At 58.2% G+C, this 21,215-nt stretch carries 21 protein-coding genes and 3 pseudogenes; 18 read left to right on the top strand and 6 right to left on the bottom strand.

The features are described 5' to 3' along the window. The first annotated feature begins 248 nt into the window (after positions 1–248). The 8 genes from mdcA (at position 249) to ACSQ3H_RS25885 (ending at position 7,115) form a co-directional block, all read left to right on the top strand. Entirely contained in the window at positions 249–1,895 is a 1,647-nt protein-coding gene (mdcA, locus tag ACSQ3H_RS25920) for a malonate decarboxylase subunit alpha (protein ID WP_436119980.1), read from the top strand. Between the two features lie 16 nt (positions 1,896–1,911). Further along, positions 1,912–2,223: a malonate decarboxylase acyl carrier protein gene (mdcC, locus tag ACSQ3H_RS25915; RefSeq protein WP_436119979.1), complete on the top strand. Its 312-nt coding sequence runs from the start codon at positions 1,912–1,914 to the stop codon at positions 2,221–2,223. 3 nt (positions 2,224–2,226) lie between these two features. Next, a complete protein-coding gene (locus ACSQ3H_RS25910; RefSeq protein WP_436119978.1) occupies positions 2,227–3,126 on the top strand; it encodes a biotin-independent malonate decarboxylase subunit beta in 900 nt (299 codons plus the stop codon). Further along, positions 3,113–3,829: a biotin-independent malonate decarboxylase subunit gamma gene (locus tag ACSQ3H_RS25905; RefSeq protein ID WP_436119977.1), complete on the top strand. Its 717-nt coding sequence runs from the start codon at positions 3,113–3,115 to the stop codon at positions 3,827–3,829. Before ACSQ3H_RS25910 ends, ACSQ3H_RS25905 begins: the two co-directional genes overlap by 14 nt. Beyond that, positions 3,822–4,469: a malonate decarboxylase holo-[acyl-carrier-protein] synthase gene (gene mdcG, locus ACSQ3H_RS25900; RefSeq protein WP_436119976.1), complete on the top strand. Its 648-nt coding sequence runs from the start codon at positions 3,822–3,824 to the stop codon at positions 4,467–4,469. The genes ACSQ3H_RS25905 and mdcG overlap by 8 nt, the downstream gene beginning before the upstream one ends. After that, positions 4,466–5,317 (top strand): triphosphoribosyl-dephospho-CoA synthase MdcB, encoded by an 852-nt coding sequence (mdcB, locus tag ACSQ3H_RS25895; protein ID WP_436119975.1) that lies wholly within the window; start codon positions 4,466–4,468, stop codon positions 5,315–5,317. The genes mdcG and mdcB overlap by 4 nt, the downstream gene beginning before the upstream one ends. Further along, positions 5,311–6,231 (top strand): acyltransferase domain-containing protein, encoded by a 921-nt coding sequence (locus tag ACSQ3H_RS25890; protein ID WP_436119974.1) that lies wholly within the window; start codon positions 5,311–5,313, stop codon positions 6,229–6,231. The genes mdcB and ACSQ3H_RS25890 overlap by 7 nt, the downstream gene beginning before the upstream one ends. A 107-nt stretch (positions 6,232–6,338) precedes the next feature. Beyond that, complete coding sequence (locus ACSQ3H_RS25885) at positions 6,339–7,115, top strand: alpha/beta fold hydrolase (protein WP_436119973.1); 777 nt, start codon at positions 6,339–6,341, stop codon at positions 7,113–7,115. Positions 7,116–7,786: 671 nt separating this feature from the next. On the opposite strand, the gene ACSQ3H_RS25880 is transcribed toward ACSQ3H_RS25885, so the two are convergent. Further along, positions 7,787–8,974, bottom strand: a complete 1,188-nt coding sequence (locus ACSQ3H_RS25880; RefSeq protein WP_436119972.1) for a M14 family metallopeptidase — start codon at positions 8,972–8,974, stop codon at positions 7,787–7,789. Between the two features lie 270 nt (positions 8,975–9,244). Here ACSQ3H_RS25880 and ACSQ3H_RS25875 point away from each other — a divergent pair, with 270 nt between their 5' ends. Continuing rightward, the gene (locus tag ACSQ3H_RS25875) at positions 9,245–9,469 is read left to right on the top strand and encodes a hypothetical protein (protein ID WP_436119971.1); all 225 of its coding nucleotides are present in this window, start codon (positions 9,245–9,247) and stop codon (positions 9,467–9,469) included. 148 nt (positions 9,470–9,617) lie between these two features. Here ACSQ3H_RS25875 and ACSQ3H_RS25870 read toward each other — a convergent pair whose 3' ends face one another. Then, positions 9,618–10,655 (bottom strand): IS110 family transposase, encoded by a 1,038-nt coding sequence (locus ACSQ3H_RS25870; RefSeq protein WP_436119970.1) that lies wholly within the window; start codon positions 10,653–10,655, stop codon positions 9,618–9,620. 240 nt (positions 10,656–10,895) lie between these two features. On the opposite strand from ACSQ3H_RS25870, the pseudogene ACSQ3H_RS25865 reads away from it, so the two are divergent. Continuing rightward, a pseudogene (locus tag ACSQ3H_RS25865) lies at positions 10,896–11,009 on the top strand (IS6 family transposase); the annotation flags it as partial. A gap of 44 nt (positions 11,010–11,053) precedes the next feature. Here the strand turns inward: ACSQ3H_RS25865 and ACSQ3H_RS25860 are convergent. Together ACSQ3H_RS25860 and ACSQ3H_RS25855 are read right to left on the bottom strand one after the other, a co-directional pair. Then, a complete protein-coding gene (locus tag ACSQ3H_RS25860; RefSeq protein ID WP_436119969.1) occupies positions 11,054–11,857 on the bottom strand; it encodes an anti-sigma factor family protein in 804 nt (267 codons plus the stop codon). Positions 11,858–11,862: 5 nt separating this feature from the next. After that, complete coding sequence (locus ACSQ3H_RS25855) at positions 11,863–12,675, bottom strand: sigma-70 family RNA polymerase sigma factor (protein WP_436119968.1); 813 nt, start codon at positions 12,673–12,675, stop codon at positions 11,863–11,865. A 380-nt stretch (positions 12,676–13,055) separates the two neighbouring features. Here ACSQ3H_RS25855 and ACSQ3H_RS25850 point away from each other — a divergent pair, with 380 nt between their 5' ends. From ACSQ3H_RS25850 to ACSQ3H_RS25840, 3 genes are read left to right on the top strand one after another with little or no spacing between them, the layout of a single operon-like run. Next, positions 13,056–14,030 (top strand): MBL fold metallo-hydrolase, encoded by a 975-nt coding sequence (locus ACSQ3H_RS25850; protein ID WP_436119967.1) that lies wholly within the window; start codon positions 13,056–13,058, stop codon positions 14,028–14,030. A 21-nt stretch (positions 14,031–14,051) separates the two neighbouring features. Next, a complete protein-coding gene (locus tag ACSQ3H_RS25845; RefSeq protein ID WP_436119966.1) occupies positions 14,052–14,513 on the top strand; it encodes a tetratricopeptide repeat protein in 462 nt (153 codons plus the stop codon). Positions 14,514–14,567: 54 nt separating this feature from the next. Beyond that, complete coding sequence (locus ACSQ3H_RS25840) at positions 14,568–15,023, top strand: DoxX family protein (protein WP_436119965.1); 456 nt, start codon at positions 14,568–14,570, stop codon at positions 15,021–15,023. Positions 15,024–15,070: 47 nt separating this feature from the next. On the opposite strand, the gene ACSQ3H_RS25835 is transcribed toward ACSQ3H_RS25840, so the two are convergent. Next, positions 15,071–15,802, bottom strand: a complete 732-nt coding sequence (locus ACSQ3H_RS25835) for an intradiol ring-cleavage dioxygenase (RefSeq protein WP_436119964.1) — start codon at positions 15,800–15,802, stop codon at positions 15,071–15,073. Between the two features lie 184 nt (positions 15,803–15,986). Here ACSQ3H_RS25835 and ACSQ3H_RS25830 point away from each other — a divergent pair, with 184 nt between their 5' ends. From ACSQ3H_RS25830 to ACSQ3H_RS25810, 5 genes and pseudogenes are all read left to right on the top strand, one after another. Next, positions 15,987–16,364, top strand: a complete 378-nt coding sequence (locus ACSQ3H_RS25830) for a MucR family transcriptional regulator (protein ID WP_436119963.1) — start codon at positions 15,987–15,989, stop codon at positions 16,362–16,364. A gap of 392 nt (positions 16,365–16,756) precedes the next feature. Further along, positions 16,757–17,797: a cell division protein FtsZ gene (gene ftsZ / locus ACSQ3H_RS25825; RefSeq protein ID WP_436119962.1), complete on the top strand. Its 1,041-nt coding sequence runs from the start codon at positions 16,757–16,759 to the stop codon at positions 17,795–17,797. A gap of 319 nt (positions 17,798–18,116) precedes the next feature. After that, entirely contained in the window at positions 18,117–18,512 is a 396-nt protein-coding gene (locus tag ACSQ3H_RS25820; protein WP_436119961.1) for a hypothetical protein, read from the top strand. A 23-nt stretch (positions 18,513–18,535) separates the two neighbouring features. Further along, a pseudogene (locus tag ACSQ3H_RS25815) lies at positions 18,536–18,874 on the top strand (type IV toxin-antitoxin system AbiEi family antitoxin domain-containing protein); the annotation flags it as partial. Continuing rightward, positions 18,867–19,063: pseudogene (locus ACSQ3H_RS25810) on the top strand (nucleotidyl transferase AbiEii/AbiGii toxin family protein); the annotation flags it as partial. The pseudogenes ACSQ3H_RS25815 and ACSQ3H_RS25810, both read left to right, overlap by 8 nt. A gap of 341 nt (positions 19,064–19,404) precedes the next feature. Here the strand turns inward: ACSQ3H_RS25810 and ACSQ3H_RS25805 are convergent. Further along, complete coding sequence (locus ACSQ3H_RS25805) at positions 19,405–20,655, bottom strand: adenylate/guanylate cyclase domain-containing protein (RefSeq protein WP_436119960.1); 1,251 nt, start codon at positions 20,653–20,655, stop codon at positions 19,405–19,407. Positions 20,656–21,215 lie beyond the last annotated feature (560 nt).

Raw genomic sequence — 21,215 nt, 5'->3', positions numbered from 1 at the left:
CGGGGCGCGACATCAAGACGGGCCATGCGTATTGGCAGGTGACGGCTGTCGATGGCACAACCCGCGCCACGATCGGCAATGGCCCGAACGGGTAGAAGTCAGATTGAAAGGCGATATGCTCTGTTTCTCTGTTGAGGATATTTGCTGATCAAAATCTGGTTCGCGCACGAATCTCACACCTAAGTATAATAGAGCTTCGATCGCTGCCTCGCTAAAAACTGGGACGAGTTGTGCACGGAGGCCCGGGAATGCGGAACTGGAATACACAGAAGGAGGTTCTCGCACTGCGGCGCGATGCCGGCCAGCGCTACGCCTGCGGCAAGAGCGTCGCCTTGGATGACCTCCCCCGATTCCTGGAAGCAGTCCTCCGGCCAGGTGATCGCGTCTGCCTGGAGGGCGATAACCAGAAGCAAGCCGATGTACTCGCCAAGGCCCTTGCCGATCTCGATCCCGGCAAAATCCATGATCTCCACATGGTGCAATCGGGCGTCGTGCTTCCGGAGCATCTCGATGTGTTCGAGAAGGGCATCGCCAAGCGGCTGGACTTCTCCTATTCGGGCCCGCAATCGGCGCGCATCGCGCGCATGCTGTTCGGCAGCAAGATCGAGCTCGGCGCCGTCCATACCTATCTGGAGCTCTTCGCCCGCTATTTCATCGATCTGACGCCGCAGGTGGCGTTGATCGCCGCGGTCAGTGCCGATCGGGACGGCAACCTCTACACCGGCCCCAACACCGAGGACACGCCGACCGTCGTGGAAGCCACCAGCTTCAAGAGCGGCCTGGTTGTGGCGCAAGTGGCCGAGATCGTCGACAAGGTGCCGCGCGTCGATATCCCCGGCGACCTCGTCCATTTCGTCGTCGACGCAAAGAAACCGTTCTATGTAGAACCGCTGTTCACCCGCGATCCGGCCGCGATCACGGAGACGCAGATCTTGACGGCGATGCTCGCCATCAAGGGGCTCTATGCGCCCTACGGTGTCCGCCGTCTCAACCATGGCATCGGCTTCAACACCGCCGCCATCGAGCTGCTATTGCCCACCTATGGCGAAAAACTCGGTCTGAGGGGCAAGATCTGCACGCATTTTGCGCTCAATCCGCATCCCTCCCTCATTCCGGCGATCGAGGCCGGCTGGGTGGAGCAGATCCACAGCTTCGGCTCCGAAGTCGGCATGGAGGATTATCTCTCGGCGCGCTCCGACATCTTCTTTACTGGTCCGGATGGATCGCTCCGCTCCAATCGCGCCTATTGCCAGGTCGCGGGGCTCTATGCCTGCGACATGTTCATCGGCTCCACTCTACAGATCGATCTCCAGGGCCATAGTTCGACGGTCACGACCAACCGCATCGCCGGCTTTGGCGGCGCCCCCAACATGGGGTCTGATTCGCGCGGGCGTCGCCATCCGAGCGAACCCTGGCTGAAGGCGGGCGCCGATGCCGATCCCGACGCCGCACCCGGCCTGCGCCGCGGGCGTAAGCTGGTGGTACAGATCGGCGAGACCTTTGGCGAAAAGAACGTGCCGCTGTTTGTAGAACAGCTCGACGCGCTGGAACTTGCGGACAAGCTCGACCTCGATCTCGCGCCGGTCATGATCTACGGCGATGACGTCAGCCACATCGTCACCGAGGATGGCATCGCCAACCTCCTGCTCTGCCGCGACAATGACGAGCGCGAACAGGCAATCCGCGGTGTTGCCGGTTACACCGATGTCGGCCGGGCACGTGATCGCAAGATGGTCGAACGGCTGCGCGCGCGCGGCGTCATCCGCCGCCCGGAGGATCTCGGCATCGATCCGCTCGATGCGGACCGCCGCATGCTGGCAGCGCGCTCGATCAAGGATCTCATGCTCACCTCGGGTGGTCTCTACCAGCCTCCGAGCCGCTTCCGAAATTGGTGATGAGGAGGATCAGCCCTTGGAAAAGCTCAGTTTCACAATGAAGCCGTCAACCGCCGCCGCCGGTACCCGTGCAAGAGCCATCGTCGGCGTCGTCGCCTCGGGCAATCTGGAGGTCCTTCTCGAGCGTGGTTTGCCAGCGAACGTCTGCGTAATCGATATCGCCACAGCAGCGCACGGTTTTGCAGCCGTGTGGGAAGCGGTGATCGACGACTTCGTGACGCGGCGGCCGGCGGGCGGCCTGCACATCTCCATCAATGACGGCGGGGCACGGCCAGATATGGTCTCCCTGCGTCTCGCCCAAGGTGTCCGTCTGATCGAGGAGCTTTGAAGCATGACATCCGCAACCAGTTGGTATGAGGCGGACGCTCGCCAGCGTGTCGCGGCTCTTCTCGACCTCGGCAGCTTCGTAGAATTCATCGGCCCCGAGCAGCGCGAGATCAGCCCGCATCTGGCGATCTTCGATCTGCCGGAACAATTCGATGATGGCATCATCGTCGGCCGCGGCACTCTCAAAGGACGCCGCATATTGGTAGCGTCTCAGGAGGGACGCTTCATGGGCGGTGCTTTCGGCGAAGTGCATGGCGCCAAGCTCACCGGCCTTCTCCGGGCCGCCCGATCGCTCGGAGAACCTGTGCTGATCCTGTTCGACACCGGCGGTGTCAGGCTGCAGGAGGCCAATGCGGGCGAGATCGCCATCGCCGAAATCATACGCGCACTCGTCGAGGCGCGGATAGCTGGCGTGCAGGTCGTCGGCCTGATCGGCGGCCGCGCCGGATGCTATGGCGGTGGCGGTCTGATTGCCGGTTGCTGCTCCGCCTTGATCGTTTCGGAACAGGGTCGCATCAGCGTCAGCGGTCCGGAAGTGATCGAGACAAACAAGGGGGTTGAGGAATTCGACTCGCGTGACCGCGCCCTCGTCTGGCGAACGATGGGCGGTAAGCACCGCTATCTGATCGGCGGGGCCGATGCCTTCGTCGATGACGATGTCCTGGCCTTCCGCGAAGCTGCGCTCATGGCGTTTGCCGGCAACGGCCGGCTTGATGCCGACGTGCTAGAGGCCGAGCAGCAACGTCTCGAACGCCGCCTCCACCGTTTCGGCAAGGCGCATGATGCCGTTGATATCTGGACAGACCTTGGCGTCAGCGAGCCGGCCGAAATACCGGGCCTTGCAACCGACGAATTTCTGCGACGCATCACGGGCAAGAGGGAGACGGCCAATGGCGCTCGATAATATCTTGGCTTCGCTGTTCCCGGGTGGCCATGAGGTGACTGTCACGGACAATCTGATCGCCGGTATCGGGATCATCAACGCAATCAAGGTTCATGTCATTGGCATCGTCGGTCAAAGCCCGCTCGGCTGCGACGGCGCGCTCATCCTAGCCGGCCATGTGCTGGAAATTACGCGCAAAGGGAACACTGCGCCCATTCTCGTGCTGATCGATTCCTCCAGTCAACGGATGAGCCGGCGCGACGAACTGCTCGGCCTCAGCGAATGCCTGGCCCACTTGGCCAAGACGCTGCTGCTGGCGGAGGTGCGAGGTCATAGGACCATCGGCCTGCTCTATGGCGGTAGCGCTGCCGGCGCCTTCATTGCCACCGCACTGGCCACCGGAACGCTTGTCGCGCTCCCGGGTGCGCACCCGGCTGTGATGGATCTGCCTTCGATGGCGCGTGTCACCAAACTGCCGATCGAGGTGCTGAAGGCGAAGGCCGAGAAGACGCCGGTGTTCGCGCCGGGTCTGGAAAACCTGGCGCAGACCGGCGCCATCCACAGCGTATGGAATGCCGATCAATCGCTTGCCGAACAATTTCTAGCACTCCTGGCCGAGCAGACCGGCCGCGACGCACGCGATCGCTTGGGAGAAGGCCGCGGCGGGCGCCCAAAGGCAGCCTCCATTGCTGAGCGCGTCGAAAAGGAGGCATCCCATGCCTGAGATTTTCCCGCGCCACACCATGGTAAAACCCTCGCCACGCGCATGGGCCGCATTGATGGCGCAGCGCCCCGACCTGGCGAATGAGCCCTTCGTCGCGGGATGGGCCGATGCGGACTATCCGCTTGTCGTCAGACGGCCCCTATGCAGCGACGACCCGCGAACGGTGCCCCTCGGCCTCCCCCTGCCACCTGCACAGGGCAAACACCGCATCGCGGTGACGCTCGATCCGGACGATATCCTGCGCGCGGATCCGCCGCCCTTGCTGTCCGCCGCCGCCGTATCGGCACCCGCCTGCTGGCGCCGATGCATCGACCAATTGATCCGCCTCGATCCGACTGCCCGGGTCTTCGGCAGCCTGGCTTGGCAGCACCTTACGGCGTTGCCCTATCTTTCCGCTGGTTCGGACCTCGATCTACTGTGGTATTTGCCGCCCGGTGGCGACGTCGACACCCTGCTTGAAGGCATCACGGCCATTGACGAGATCGCGCCGATGCGCATCGACGGCGAGGTACATAACGCCGCGGGCGCCGTGCAGTGGCGCGAACTGCGGGATGCCGGCGCTGACGGCGTCGTCGTCAAAGGACTGCGCGAGGTGCGGGCTGTCTCCCGAACAGATCTCTTCGCGGGAGGCATGCAATGATCGCCACAAACTTGCTTGCCTACACGCCCGAACCGAACTTCAGGAGTGAAGATGTCGGCAGTCTCGCAGCGCTCTGCCTGATGCTGGAAGTCGAGACCCATCCCAAGCCCGGCCTGGTCAGTCACATCGACAATGGCGCGCATTGTGACATGGACGCCGCGCTGCTGATCCGCAGCGCGGAAACGCTCGCCCCCTTTTTTGCCGACCTCGCGGCGGCGGGTGCCGCAGGCGCTGCCATGGATCGCCTGCGTGCCATCGGCATCGCCGCCGAACGTGCCATGCTTGCTGCGACCGGCGGCGTGAACACCCATCGCGGCGCAATCTTCGGCTTGGGGCTTCTTGCCGCCGCCGCAGGCTTTCGACATGTTTACGGCATCCGCCGCTCTCTGGGAGCGATCATCGCCGAGCGATGGGGGCAGGCCATCCTGACAGGCCCGGTTTCTTTGCACAGCCACGGCGCCGATGCGGCACGATGCTATGGCGCTGGTGGCGCTCGCGCCGAGGCCGTACAGGGCCTACCGTCGGTCTACGAGATCGCCCTGCCCACACTGCGAGCCGGCCGTGCTTTTGCTCGCGGCGACGAGGCAGCGCGCGTCCATGCCTGCATGGCTCTGATCGCTTCGGTCGAAGACACCAATCTCCTGCATCGGGGTGGATCGGACGGGCTGGCTTTCGCACAGGCGCAGGCGTCAACCTTCCTGGCGGAAGGCGGTGTTGCGCAGACGGACTGGCAAGCCCGGGCCGCTGCCATTCATAGAGCTTTCACGGTCCGCAATCTTAGCCCGGGCGGGTGCGCGGACCTCTTGGCCATGACGCTGTTTGTCGATCATTTGGAGGCATCATGTTAGCTCTGCTTTGCGGCGGGCAAGGCTTGCTGTCCGCGGATATGTTCGACCTCGTTGCCGACCGGCCGGAAGCGGCGACGATCTTCGAGGTAGCGACGCGCCTCCTCGGCGAAGACCCGCGCCATCTGGTGCAAAGCACCGGAAGCGATCGACTGGCCACCAACCGCACCAGCCAGATCCTCTCCGTGACAGCGGCGTTGACGATGCATGCCTGCATTCAGGATGCGCTGCCGGAGCAGCTCGCTGTCACCGGCTATAGTGTCGGCGAGATGGCCGCCTGGAGCGTCGCGGGAATCTGGACCGCCGCGACTGCCTTGAGGCTTACTGACGAACGTGCACGCGCGATGGACGTCGCAGGAGGCGTCGGCGGACGGCTAGGTTATGTCCGCGGGCTGCGCCGGCTGGCGATCGAGCGCTTGACAGAACGTCATCATTGCGCGATCGCGATCACCAATCCCGGCGATCTGTTCGTAATAGGCGGCCGTGAACCCGATGTCATCGCGGTCTGCGCCGCGGCCCTGGCGGCTGGCGCGGTGCGCGCCGATCTTCTCGCCGTGAAAATCGCCTCTCACACGACTCATCTCGCAACTGCAGTTGCCCCCCTTCGCGCGGCGCTGGCAGCCGAGACATCGGCTGGGCCGGTAGCCGGTCGCCTGCTGCTGGCCGGCGGCGACGGCGAACGCGTCGTCGCAGCAGCGACGGCAGCGGCGAAGCTGGCTGCCCAAGTCGCAACCCCAGTCGATTGGGCCACAACCCTTGAGGTTCTTTCCGAATCGGGCGTCGACCGCGCCCTGGATCTCGGGCCTGGACACGCGCTTGCCGAGATGGCGCGCGCAGAGCTTCCCGAAGTCCAATGCTACGCCGCCGACGCTTTCCATTCCATCGGAGGAATCCGCAAGTGGCTCACATCCGGATGAGCCACAAAAGCCTTGCATGCCAATCGATTTCTACCTCTCCGGGCAACCCTGAGCTGCATGCCCTCGCATTCGATCCATCAAACTCTTCAACGCAAGGAAACCAGATCATGACGATGAACAGACGCACTTTCTCAGCCGCCCTTGTTGCCGGCGCCGCCGCCCTCGTCTCGACCCGCAGCATGGCCACGACTTCCGCGCCGGCGAAGGCGAGCAACGTCGTCCTCGCGCACGGACTTTTCGCCGACGGATCATGCTGGTCCGAGGTGATCGCACGATTGCAGGCGGCGGGCCTCAATGCCACCGCGGTACAAAATCCCCTAACGACGCTGCCCGAAGCGGTTGCCTCCGTCCAGCGAGTACTGGCACGGCAGGATGGCCCGACGGTTCTAGTCGGACATTCTTTTTCCGGGATGATTGTCACCGAAGCCGGTGTGCATCCCAATGTCTCGGCGCTTGTCTACATCGCGGCGCGGGCGCCGGACGCAGGCGAGGATTACACGGCGCTGGCCAAGACATTTCCCACGCCACCAGCATCCGCTGGCATCGTTTTCGACGGCGATGAAGGACGCCTCAGCGAGACTGCGTTCCTGCGCGACTTCGCGGGCGACCTGCCGGAAGCAAAGGCCAAGGTGCTCTATGCAGTCCAGGAGCCGTTCCAAAAGGCTCTTCTCACCGGCAAGACCACGCAGGCGGCCTGGCGCTCGAAGCCGAGTTTCTATGCCGTTTCGACGGAAGACCGGACTATCAACCCGGACCTCGAACGCTTCATGGCCAAGCGCATGGGCGCCAAGACGATCGAAGTGAAGGCAAGCCATCTCTCGCTGATCTCCCATCCCGATGAGATCACCCAATTGATCCTGGAAGCAGCAGGGCTGCGTCCGTGATACTGCGACAATCGCGACATCGGCGGAGTTCCCGCCGCCCAGGCACTGCTCGACGACGAGCAATGCTTCGGCTCCTGGCACCTCTTAAAATAGATCAGTAATGAGTAGCCTAGGCTAATTCGCTCGGCTCGGGTCGTGCGTCTGAGAATCTCCACCCGAGCCTGTTTGACGTGTCGAATTGCGGTCGACCGGAGTGTTCGTGATAGGCTGGATCGTCGGCGGCGCTGCTGGGGGGACGTTTTTTGTGTTCCCGCTACTCTGAACTTGTGGAGCGTTGTCGGCTGCTCGCTATACAATTCAACCGTATCCCGTCGCTTAAACCGGCGTTGTACAATGTCGCCGGATACTGGAAATCGTTCCTTTGAAAAAGCCGATAAGGGCAGATTTCGATGGTGCCAAAATGTCTACAGTTGCGCTTGGACGCAAGGTTTCAAACTACGAATCGGGGGGCAGAGGTTCGAATCCTTTCGGGCGCGCCAAATCTTCGCGTTGAAAAACAAAGCTGGGGACCGACGTCCACTTTTTGGCCCAAAGACAAAGTTCGGGTCTCGCGCCCATGAGGTAGCTATGGTGGAGACCGGCCTTTCAGCGTGCCCGCAAACTCGGTCGCAGAAGTCAGGCTATTGTGACGATCGAAAGATGGCTTTCTGGAAGATCGCTCATACGGTGGATTACTCGGGATAAGATTCAACGCCCTCCGGCGTCGCCTTGTGGTAGAGGATAAATGCCAAGGGGTTGCCGGGCTCGGACGTTACATCGCTGCGCAGGCCCGCCACCTCTCCAGCCACGCTGCTGGTGTACTCCGCAACCACCTCGCCGAAGCTATTGCGCTGGACGGCCACCTTCTGTCCGGGCTCGACCTTGTCGTTGAGCTTGACCAGATGCTCGACGAATCCGCCCTCCGTAGCCAGAATCGGGAATGCGCTGTTGCCGACAAAGACATTCTCGTCCTTGCTTGTACGTCCCATTGGTCCGGCAAGGATGCCATGATGCTTCAGGACGTTCATCGTGCCTTCCACGAACAGGGAGATCATCTCGAGGTCCAGGACACGCGCAGCGCCGACCTCCGGGCAAAAGGACGGAATGCCGGCGTCGATAAACGCGTTATGCAGGACGCTGGGATATGTGTGATTGTCGAAAATCTGCCCGACGGGATAAAGATCCACGATTGCCTTGATCTCGGGCACATCCATGCTGGCAATATTGAATGCAGAGACATCGAAACCAGTTGTCCCGGTGTGGAAGTCGATCGCGACGTCGGCGTTTGGCCGGAAAAGCCGATTGAACAGCAGCCCGGCGTGTCGGCTAGTCGCGGTGGCACCGTTCTCGTTTCCGGGCCAGACCCGATTCATGTCGATGAGATCAATGCCCCTGCCCGAATTGGGCCATCTCCGCTGCATGGCTTCCATGGCCGGGCCAGACACGTCCGTGACCGCCATCACCATGCCGGACATCTCCGCCGGATCGAGTTGGTTCATGACGGTCTGGACCGTATGCACTGAACTCATCTCGTCGCCATGCACGCCGCTGACCAGAGTGACGCGCTTGCCCGGCCTTGCCCCCTTGGCGACAATCACAGACGCGTACCAGTGCTGCCCCGTGGGCATCTGCACACCCTGAAAATACAAGAAGTGCTTCTGTCCCGGCTCCAGATCATTGATGTCAAGCGCGGTGACGACCTTTTTCCCTTGGATGACATCGCCGGTATAGGCCGTTCCCGATGCCGGAGAGGGTGCCGCTGCGTCTTGGGCATTCGCAGCGCCAGCGTTGACGGCGAGGGCAGCCGACGCGCCGACCGTGGCAATGGATGCGATCATGAAGTCGCGGCGATCGAGGCCTTCTTTAGGCTTGTCCGACATGATGGAGGTCCTTTGTGATTTGAAAAGCTAGGTTAGAACAACGGCATGCACATCGGTCGCAAAAATCCCGCGCGACTTGAGCCACAACCATGTTCCTAACCTCGCAAAGTTGCAAGATTTCAGCGGAGCTATGTTGGGGCTTGCGATCTTGCGGCGTCGTTCGGCAAGGTCCGGAGATGGTGTAGACTGCGTGGAAACACGTTGATTTGGTGGAGTGATTCCCGATCAGCGGGGGTCCGGGATGAAGCGGTTCGTCGAGGGTGCGGATCGGTGGCAAGCGGCATTCCCGATAGCCTGGAAGACTACGTGACGCAGGACAATCCGGTCCGCGTCATCGAGGTTTTACGCGCACGTTGCGGCGAGGGTTCTTCTCTATTCGGCGTGTTGAGGTCAAGCGCTTTCGAGCTTTCCGTTTCACCGGCATCCGGCGTTCTTCGCGGGTCCTTGCTTCTCTTCGGGATCGGCTGCCTGGCCCTCCCAGCATGGGATCAGTAGAATGAGGCGGCCCAATCTGTCGCACGTTTCGATCGTGATGATGCGATTGAAACAAGAACCCTAAGCGAGCTCACCTCATCCATCGTCCCGCAAAGGACGTCTTTCCACCGGTAGGCGGAACTTTGTTGTCTCCTTTCCAACACTCCGTTCAGCTGGCTGCGGACATGCTTTCCTTTGTCCAGTGGAATTCCGTGCCGTCGCTCCACATGCGATGCATAATCACGGCCAGCCGGCGTGCAAGTGCGACGATGGCTTTCTGCCGGCCGCGCCGCTTGGCGACGTTCATCGCCCAGGCTTTCAACCAGGACCATTTCTTCACACGAGACAGCATCACCTGAGCCGCTTCATAGAGAAGAGCCCGCATCATTGCGTCGCCGCACAGCGAGATACGGCCTACGCGATGGCTTTCGCCAGACTGATTGAGGACCGGAGTCAATCCCAGCGCCGGACCGACAGCGCGTGAGCTCCTGAAGCGGGCCGGGACGTCGATGGTGCTGATGAACGCGAGCGCGCTGACAGGGCCAATGCCAGGGATCGTCATCAATCGTTGGCAAGCTTCATCCTTGCGCACGATTGACAGCAGTTTGCGGTGGAGAGTCATGAATGTCTCACGAAGTTTTTGCCGGGCCGCCAGCAAAGGTTCCATGATCCCGCCAAGTTCCGGCAGATCATCAATCAGCTCGCGGATACGATGATCGAATCCAACTGTTCCAACGACGCCAACCTTGAGACCGAAGTTGCGTAACAGACCACGAATATCGTTCTCGATTGCGATCGCCTTCTCCTGCAGCAACTTGCGCGCAGTCAGCAGGGCACGGCGTCGTTGGCTCGCCAGCGTCTTGACGTGTACTGGCCGGAATAGATTGACCCGCATCATCTGCGCGATACCGCGCGCATCATTGCGATCGGTCTTGTTCACCCGAGCTTTGAGAAATGCCTTCGTATGCCGGGTCTCGATACAAATGGTTGGCAAGTCGGCTTCGACGAGACCGCTGAACAGCCATTGCGACAATGGCCCGGCCTCTAGCCCGATCCGCACCAGCTGCCATGCGGGATCCTTCAATGTCTGGACAAGGTCTTCCGGGTGGCTGGTAACTTTGATCTCGCAACAGATCGCACCCGTTTCGTCCACGATACACACCGATGTCTCTTTCAACGAGACGTCCAATCCGGCATAATGTTTCATGCTGCGCTTCCTTCCCTGATGTTTGTGGCTGTTCGATCAGACCACGTTCTATCATCAGCCCGAAGCGCAGCACCTCAGCATCCCGTTCTCAGGGATGGGCTCAAGCCGAATATCCCATCTGTCGCAACTTTTTGGTTGCCCGCAGCATGGCAATAAACCCGTCGATCATTTTAGGGGGATCGTCAGAGAAACGGAGAAACCTGATCAAATCCGCACGCCAAAACGATTTTTTCACAGGTCGTTAACCGCTGGGCCGTTCGTTATTCGCCGTTGTTGCTGGAGCGCTTCAACCGGCACAAGCGTTGCGTCACCGGCAAATGGCACGTGGATGTGACCTACATCAAGGTCCGCGGGTGGTATGAACAGTGCGGAACCGGGTGCACAGTAGGCGTTCCGGATCAATTCAATTTTCTCGAAGCTTCGGAAAACAGTTGGCGAAATGTTGCAAGCTCCTCGGAACTAACATCGGAAACCGCCCAAAATGCCAGACCCTTGGCAGACCATTTGACAAGATTGTAACCGTCGTAAGAAGCGTTGTTGAGATCCGCCTTTTCCGTAGGCCAGATGAAAAGATTGATTACATGTGCGTGCCGACGATATATGAGAACCGCTACCACTTTGCCCTCAATATAATCCACACGCCCACCCACAAGTGGGAATCCCTGCGACGCGAGGTCAACGACCGGCGGTGAATAATCAATCTTGCCGTTAAACCAAGGTTTGACAGTGTGTTGGTCTGAAGTCTGCACATCCGTCAGATGATTGGCCAAGAGTGATCGAATATGACTTGCGACGAGTTGGTCCTGAAGTGACGCCTCCTGGGGTGGTAGGGAAAATACAAGAAACAGGCTCGCGGCTATGCCAGCAAGAGACGGGATATAGCTCCAACGCTTGATGAATTTGAGACAATTGGCGAATGCACTGGCGGCGCCTATGGCCGGCTCATTCCGTTGGGCATGGTTCTGTTCTAGCGATATAGCCGTTAGAATTCGTTCGCGGACGTCGGCAGGCATGCGCCATGTAACGCCGTCCTGGCCGATGACGTGTCGCAATCCCTTGAATTTCTCCAGTTGTTTGGAGCAACTGTCGCACGTTGCCAGGTGCTGTTCGAATGTAAGTGAATGGACGGCATCAAGTTCACCATCGATGTAGCCGTGCATCATAACAACCCAGTCGGGGCAAGTTTCGGCGGAATGTACCATAGTGCTTATTCCTCGCCATTGGCGGTATTATGCCACAATTTACCGAACACTCGCCGGGCGCGGGCCAGACGCGACATGACGGTGCCGAGCGGCAGGTCGATGATCTCTGCGATTTGCCGGTATGATAGTTGCTCAAGTTCGCGCAGCACCAATATTTCGCGCAAATCATCCGGCAACGCATTGATAACGGAACGAACGCATTCGGATTGGGACGTGCGGATCAGTGCGACCTCGGGTGTGTCATCTTCTGACGCAACTTCGTGTGCAGCAGATCCGGATGCTTCGTCGTCTTGGTATCCATCCACCAAAGGCATCTCGAACCGGCGCTTGCGCCTTGTCTCCTGGGACCAGGCATGGAAACAGTTCCTGACTATGGCAAATATCCAGGATCGGGCGTCGCCGCCGAGATAACCATCAAAGTTGCGATATGCACGCAAAAAGGCCTCTTGCACGATGTCCTGCGCTGCGTCCGCGTCGCGACTGAGATAGCGGGCGAAATTATACGCTGCATCGAGTTGAGGAACGATTGCAGCGTTGAATCGCACCGATCTGTCGGCAATCGCAGATTGCGCATCGACTTGATCCCCTGGCAGCGGCGCTGCCATGAGTGTTGGTCGGTCCCTGCCGATCGACAATATATCATCGGCATCGACGTTCTGGACCGTCACCGTCCGGGCGCGACTGTCGCTCCGGATGTTGGCGACGAAATGCGCAACGATCTTCGAAAAAGACGATCGCGGATAAAACGCGGATATGAACGGCGAATGCATAGCTATCATCATTTCTTCCGCCTGCTTGGGCCAGTTCTTGAGAGCCACGAGAGATTGCTTCCCATGGCACTACTGCCTAGATCGAACTAGCCTCCGAAATATTCCCTATTTCAAATATTTATTTTTGAAAGACCAATCGAGCCAACGCATCTCTCTCCAATCGTCGCCGGTACCCTTCTGTTTGATGCACGTTATAGAGGCGCACAAAGCTAGCGTTGCACGTTCAAAATATCTGTTTGAAGAAGCCTGTCGAAAACGACGGCGTGACTGGCGCATGTAAAAATTAACCTAGAGATTTCAGCATCTTATCAAATAAATTCGGCTTTCAAGAATAAGCTGGCGACTGGCGCAATCTACTTCATCAGCGGAGGCGCTTATCAAATCATGCTCCGCCTGGCAGAAGCCACTTCGATAAAGGAGAAACGTACATGCTTGATATGACACGCCGCACAGTTCTGGGATCCGCTGCAGCTGCGGCTGCGTTCGGACTATCGCGGAAACTGGAACTTGTCCTGCCGGCATCAGCCGGCGTGCAGATCGAACCAACGACCGGATTCTATAAATACACCGTCGGATCGATCGAAGTCACCGCCGTCTATGACGGAATCTGGCGCAAGCCGCACGATACGGCATTCATCAAGAATGCCTCCGTGGAGGAAACCAAGGATGCGCTTGGAAGGGCTGGCCTTACCACCGAGTTCATGCCCATCCCCTTGACCGTCGTTGTGCTCAAGATCGGCGATCGATTGATCATGATGGACGCAGGCTCAGGCGTTGGTCAATGGCAGGCCAATGCCACGCATCTGCCGGCAAATATGAAGGCAGCCGGCATAGACCATACCAAGATCGACACCGTCATCATTTCGCATTTCCATCCGGATCATGTTTGGGGTCTGATGGAAAAGGAGACGAACGCGCCTGTGTTCAGCAATGCGGAACTGATCGCCAACGAGATCGAATACAATTGGTGGACCGATCCAGGACGGGTTGAAAAACTCGCCGATGCGAGGAAGCCAGCGGGCAGACGGATCGCCAGTGTCTTTCCGACCTGGAAAAACTGGAACCTGATGAAGGATGGCGCGGAAGTGGTTCCTGGCGTCCATCTGATTGCGGCGCCTGGCCACACGCCGGGCCACTCTGCCTTCCTCGTAACTTCAGGCAACGAGCAACTCCTCGTCTCCGCAGATACGATGTATGTGCCTGCCCTGCTCGCGCCCCACCCGGAATGGCAGGGCAGTTATGATCAGGATGGACCGACTGCAGTCTCCACGCGGCGCAAACTGATCGATCGTGTGATCGCCGACAAGATCAGCATCTGCGGCTCGCATTTCCCCTTCCCCGGTTCAGGCACTTTCGTCAAGGACGGCAATGCCTACGGCTTTACCCCGACCGTTCAAGCCTAATAAATCAAGGAGACCACAACTATGAACAGGAACAAACTTGCCGGCATGCTCGGCTTGGCACTTGCCACTATTGCCTCGGCTTCGACCTACTCCCCCGCATTCGCCGTGGACAATATGGAAACACCCGCAACGCTCGATCTCAGTTCTGTTCGCGAAAAGATTGCTGCGAAAGACTACGTCAGCGCGTTGACTGAACTGCGTGGCCTGGCGGAAGACAATCAGCAGGCGGACGTCTATAACCTCCTTGGGTTCACATTGCGCAAGACCGGTGACTTCGATACGTCGCTGACTTATTATCAGAAGGCGCTGGAGCTCCAGCCAGATCACAAGGCCGCACGCGAGTATCTTGGAGAACTATACGTCGATACCGGCAAAATGGACAAGGCCAACGAACAACTCGCCTCGTTGACACAGCTCTGTCCGGCAGGTTGTGAAGAGTTGGGCGATCTTCAAAAATACATCGCATCGAAAGGCGTCAATTAAGGATGGTGCTGGCGGCGGATTGCCGCCTGCATCTCTCCATCAGGGAGCACTGCAATGAGCATATTGCCAAAAGGCATACGCGGCGTCGACGTCGCCATGATGATCAGCCGTCTGTTGCTGGCGTGGATATTTCTGCATGAGGGATATACCTTGGCGACAAACCTCACTGGCGCACTTCCAGCGATGGCAAGGTTTGGAGTGAACGCACCACTTGTCCTGGCAACCGTAGCGTTACAAATTTGCGCCGGCCTGTCGATTGCATTCGGACTTGGCACGCGGTTGGGAGCGCTGGCGCTCAGTCTGTTTTGCGTATTGACCGCGGTTTTATTTCACACGCATTTCGGCCAGCAAAATGAGCTGCTCCATTTCGAGAAGGACCTGGCCATCGCGGGCGGAATGCTGGCATTGGCCGTTGGTGGCGCTGGAAGAGTTTCCGTCGACAACAAACTGTCGAGATCAAACACGCCGTCCGAATGGCTTAGCCAGTTTGTGACGCGATGGATACACTAACCTATATCAAAATGAACAAGTCGCCAGGGAACCGGCATGAAAGTCATCTAACTGGCCTTCACCGCGATGACCAGCAACGCCTCGAATGCCGACGCCATTTCGCGCAGGGCAGCCTGAGACATCGGCCCCGCCTGCCGGGCGATTCCGTCGTCCTTGTTGAACATGTCGCGTTTTTGCGGGCGATTATTGTAAGGCGCGACCGTTGTGAAAAGATGCTCGCTGAGAGCGTCGGGAAAGAACAACTGACCGGTCATAACCGAATTGGCGTCGGGAAAGACTTTGAAGTGGATATGTGTGGTGCGGCCGCGGTACCAGCCGGGATAGATCGTCTTGAAGGAAACAATGCCCTTGTCGTCAGCATACTGGATGCCGCGCAGGAATTTCTGGCCCGTGGTGTCGATGTCGCGACTGTCACCCTGCCCCGGATAGCCGGAATAGATGCCTCTGGCGTCGCAATGCCAGATGTCGACCCTGGCCTTTGCCATAGGCTGGCATTGGTCATCGACCGCTTGAAGGCGCACTGTCAACGGCACGCCCTTGCGGCCCTCGGTGATGTCCTGTCGTTCAAGTTCGGGATCAAAATAGAACGGTCCCTCTGTCACTTCCGGTGTAATCGAGCAGACGCCGGCGCCAGGCATCAGGAGGGAAGCGCCCGCAAAAGGTGAACCTTCTGCCGCCCGCGCTTCGGGCGCGAGGAAAGCGCCGCCGGTAGCAGTAACAGCGATCAGACCGAGCGCCTGACGACGGTTTATTTGACTTCTGAACGGCTTGATTTTCATCGATGTTTCCCATACGCGTCGCCCAGACCCCGAGGGCCTATCCAAGCCGGGCGTCCACTGGTCGGCTTGTTGAGACCGAGATGGCGCATCAGGCAGGTCCAATTGTTTTCATATTTCTATGGTCGGTGCAAATAGTGTCCAAAGGACGCCAAGCTATTCAGACGTCCTAGAAACAGCACTTGATATGAGTGCTCCTGAGGCGCAAAGAGATTTGTTCGTCGAACTGACCGCAGGGTCGGTGGCCGCCTATGTCCGCAACAATGCGTTGCGTGCCGCAGATCTCACGGCGTTGATCCACACCGTGCACGCGTCGCTGGCCGATCTCGATACAACCAGGGACGAGCCGACCGTTGCGCCGGCCAAGCCAGAGCGGGCGGTAAATCCGAAAAGGTCGGTTACCCCCGACTACATCGTCTGCCTGAAGGACGGAAGGACGTTCAAATCGCTTGATGCCAGAACAGTCTCGCCGCGGGTGGGATCTCGATCCGACCTATTGTTGCCCCCAACTACAGGACACTTCGCTCGGCGCTTGCAAAGCAAGCCGGGCTCGGCGCAAGCCTAATTCTGCTCGTTCGCAAATTAACCTTGTACGATACTGGCAGGCAGCAGCTACTGTTCCGTTGAAAATGCCGATAAGGGCCGGTCTTTTGCCGATTTTGATTGGTACCTGAATGGTTACAATCGCCTTAGTTTCTTCTATCTTGACCAGTATTTCGATACAAAAATTTGTCAGTAGCCAAATAAAGTCGTCGCTGAGTCATCAACTGTCCTCCAAAGTTCCGAAGCGGCGCCCGGCATCGACAGTGAGGCCAAGCCCCAGTTGCGTTAACGAGTCTTGTCTGATTCATATCCCTTGCTCGGGATGAGCTGATTTGATTCGTTTCGGTATTTCGTCCGGCAATCCCATCCCGTGCCAAGTGTGCCAGTTCGCTTCAGGTAAAGAAGGACAAAGTGATGTCGAGCAACCCAAAGCATCCGGAAATCACCGAAATGAAGCCGAATATTACTGTGATCGGTGTCGGCGGTGGTGGCGGCAATGCCGTCAACAACATGATCCGCGAGGGTCTTCAGGGAACTGAATTCGTGGTCGCGAACACCGACGCCCAGGCACTGACCATGTCGAAGGCTGGCCGCTTGATACAGCTCGGGGTAAACGTGACGCAGGGACTCGGAGCTGGGTCGCAGGCGGAAATTGGTCGGGCCGCTGCCGAGGAAAGCATCAATGAGATCATGGACCATCTGTCGAAAACGCACATGTGTTTCGTAACCGCCGGCATGGGTGGTGGAACTGGGACAGGAGCTGCTCCTGTGATCGCACGGGCAGCGCGCGACGCTGGCATATTGACGGTAGCTGTCGTGACGAAGCCTTTCAATTTCGAAGGGACCCGCCGGATGAAATTCGCAGAAGACGGGCTCAAATTGCTGCGGGACAGCGCCGATACGCTCATCGTTATCCCAAACCAGAATCTTTTCCGCGTTGCAGATGCATCGACCACGTTCGCTGATGCTTTCGCAACTGCGGACCGCGTACTCTATTCCGGTGTTGCCTGCATAACGGATCTTATGGTTCGCGAAGGGCTAATCAATCTCGACTTTGCCGATGTTCGGGCGGTGATGCGCGACATGGGCCGCGCCATGATGGGTACCGGGCAAAGCTCAGGAACTGGCAGGGCGATAGCAGCCGCTGAAGCAGCCATTGCCAATCCCCTGCTTGATGTCGCTTCCATGAAAGGAGCCAAGGGCGTCTTGGTATCCATTTCGGGTGGCCGCGATATGACGTTGTTCGAAGTTGATGAGGCGGCAACGCGGATCCGCGAGGAAGTGGACGACGAAGCTAACATCATACTTGGAGCCACATTCGACAACGCTCTCGAAGGAACGTTCAGAGTCTCGGTGGTTGCTACGGGCATCGATCACATGGATGAAGCAGACGCGGCAGGCTCGATGGCCAATACCCACGCCAATATCTCATTCTTGCCACGGCGAGCGTTGTAGCACTGTAGGTGACCGCGATCACCTAAGACCCGGATAGCAATCAGATCGTATGTTGTCCCGACCCGTACAGCAAGCAGCCCGGAGTCAACGAAATGTAGCTTTGACGTTTTGATGAGCGGCCTGAAATCTCGTCCTTCAGCGGCCCGATAACCAATTCTTTTAGCCCATGTGGTCCGCCTAACCATTCGGTAAACGTCCGATTGAAAACGCAGACCAGGGCAAATGCTAATAAACAGGTTGCAAGCCGCCAGGTTGTCGCCAACCGGTCCATCTTGCTATGGTGCGGTTGGACGAGCTGAGAGCTCTATTGGAGGTTGCCATGACATCCGGAACCAGCGAGACAGACAGCGAGGCCTATGAGTTGGCAAGCAGGACAGCTGATGCACAGCGAGCAAAGCTTCACGAGTGGCAGCGCAATCAAATCAGCGACGTCGACATGCAAATTGGCGAAACATGGTTTGTTTGGGGCTTTTACAGCGCAATGACCAATGACATCGAGCGCCGGAAACGGCTGCTGGTGGCCTACATAAACACGAAGTATGGACACGGGCAAAATAGTGAACAGCTCGTGGGCGAGATCGCCAAAATAGCAGAAGAAGAAAACCGTTTGTTCGATGCAATAGCAGCAGCAGGCCGACAGGCGTACCGGGAGGGCGGTGACGCCCATCTGGCAACCATCGCGACAATCTTTCTGAACGTGATCAGGAACCATTAGGCATTCGCGTGTGACGCGACGGACCTCGCAAGGTTTGGCTAGCCATCGGCAAAAGCGACTGGGCGCCCGTACCCAGTCAGCCGCCAATCAGAATTGTCCGCTTCACCCAAACCCTCCTTGCTGCGAGCGTCGAGACGCACATGATCGAGAGCGTGCCAGTTCGCATCTTCGGGGTTGCCAAAACAGTTGCCGATTGCTTTCGCCACCGCCGAGTGGTGGGACTGCCTGTCGCAATCGAGGGCCTTCAGGAGGCGCTACGCCGCCGCAAAGCAACACCAGGCGAAATCGCCCGACATGCTAAACTTGGCGGTGTCGCCACCGTCATGCGCCCTTATCTGGAGGCTTTGACCGCCAATGCCTAAGGAGATCAAGGACCTCGGTGCTTCGGTGCGGGCGAGGTTGCTCAATCTGTCGAAGACAAGCGGCCAGACCTTCGATCTGGTACTCACACGATTTGCACTCGAACGGCTTCTGTATCGACTGAGTCTTCGCGCCATGCGGACAGGTTCGTACTCAAAGGTGCAATGCTTATGATGTCGTGGTTGGAGGATTTTGGCGGCTCGCCACGCGGTTTCACAGCCCGCTAAATGCCTGATTTCATTATCATGAGATTTTCTGCTTGGCGAGTAGAAGGCAGTATTCCGCGTTAACGTGACATCGCCGATCCGCATGCCACGGCCACGATTGTTAATATTTGGACCGAGCGGCGCGGGCGTTCTCATCGAGAGGAAAAAAATGGGGAAGATCTCGCCTGAGATTGAGCCCGTTGCGGCGAAACAATACATTCGCCGCAACGGGTCAAGCTGGGTATTTTCAGGAGCCATCATGCTGCGTCACCTTCAATCCTCGACGCCGAACCACCGGTTCCCTATTGCGCCGTCATAACGGATGACTAGGCAGGAACGTCGGTCGCCCTAAAATGGTTAGCGGGAAACCCGAAAACATCGACAGGTCGGTCAAGGCCTCTAAGCGGATAGGAGCCAAGTGTCTCCAATTCGGATTCAAGCCCAGCCAACTCGACGAAAGCCCTTGACAGGAGGACGGGATGTTTGACTTCCTTGGTCAGGCTTTCCAGACGGGATGCAATATTAACAGCTGGTCCAATGACCGTGAAGTCCAGCCGCGTTCGCGAGCCAATGTTGCCGTACATCACATCACCCGCGTGAACGCCAATACCGTATTCGAGCGGTACACGTCCCGCTCGAATATGCTCATTATTCAATGTGGTCATCGCGGTTTGCGCCTCACTGATCGCCTTGAGGAGATCGGCGCATGCCGCTGGGTTGCTGAGCGGGAATATCGCCAAGAGTCCGTCGCCCATGAATTTGAGAATTTCGCCGCCATGCTTCTGGATGGGTTCGGACATCGCGTCAAAATAGCCATTTAAAAGTTCGATCACGTCGTCGCGCGGCCACGCGTCGGATATGGCCGTGAAATCGCGGAGATCGCAGATCAGGATCGCGGCACCCACGGTCGCTCCGCTGCCCCGCCTGGTAGCGCCGGCAAGTATCTGTTCGCTTGCATGCGGTCCTACATAGGTTTCCAAAAGTGTGCGTGCTAGACGGTTCTTAAGCCTGATCTCGCTGACGAGAGCCAACGCCGGGAGGATGTCGGCAAACAAGGCGATGTTGTCCTCGCTGAAACCTTCCGGCTTATCGCTGACAAAGCTGACCACGTGCCGCTTGCCGAGGGTGTGGTGAAGCGGCCAAGCAACATATTCAGTTAGGCCCTCAGTGCGCAGCTGGTCATAGAGTGCATAACGCGATGCATCCTGGGTGCCATCGTCGAGACGTTGCCGTAGCTCGTTTACTCCATTTCTGATCTCGTATACCGGACTGTTGAGATACTCTGAGGTATCTTCCACACCGTGCTCAAAGGTGTCGATCTTCGCCTCTGTGACCCCTTTTTGCCACAAGATGCGGGCGCCGAACCACTGAGGATGCTGGATTGCGAAATGCAGCGTTGCGCGTGCAACTGGTACGTCTATGTCCAACAGCCGGTTGCACATTTCTACGAAAATGTTGTCGATGAACCGTTCGCCTTGCGTTTCGGTCATCAGCCAGTCAAGGACTTTTCTCCTTTTTACCGGCCAGACGCCGCTTTCGTCGGGAGAACCCCAAGCTGTGTTCACCAAAGACTGCATTATACCGCTCCATCAACATTTCGGTCTGACTAGAAATCTCCGTGCACACTGTCACGTCGGCGACCAGGCTACATGTGGCTACTCCTCGGGCGGATTATAAGACACTGGCAATGACAATACACGAGCTCAGTCTTTAAACGATCGGCATTGCCTGCAGCAGAAGGAACTGCCACGCAATCGCCAAGCGGATTGCGGCGATAGGCGTCGATGTAACCAGAAGTTGTAGCGACTACCGGTGAAAGAGCTTCGGGTAGAAGCGCCTTGGCGCACTTGTTGATTTAGAGCGGGAGCGGATGTAGGTTCATTTCGCATAAAAGAATGTTGTTGCGCATAAAGGAACACCAATCGGGCGTGACGAGCCGCTTGTGAACTGACACAAGCTACATGTGGGAGGAGCATGCGACGTGCGCAGCAAGCGACGACTGCTAGGAGCCGATGAAAGACAAACCCGGAAGCTACCGCGTTTCAGTCTGGCGTCGCCGCGGATCCGACCAGGCAGTATGGATTTTCATTTATCCCTTCCGGACCAGCTAGGCAGCCTCAACGATTCCTTTGTTCCT

Source organism: Phyllobacterium sp. LjRoot231, from assembly GCF_964253365.1.
In the GTDB taxonomy this organism is placed as follows: domain Bacteria; phylum Pseudomonadota; class Alphaproteobacteria; order Rhizobiales; family Rhizobiaceae; genus Phyllobacterium.
The sequence above is the reverse complement of the archived record's forward strand: the minus strand, read 5'-3'. Positions and strand labels throughout refer to the sequence as shown.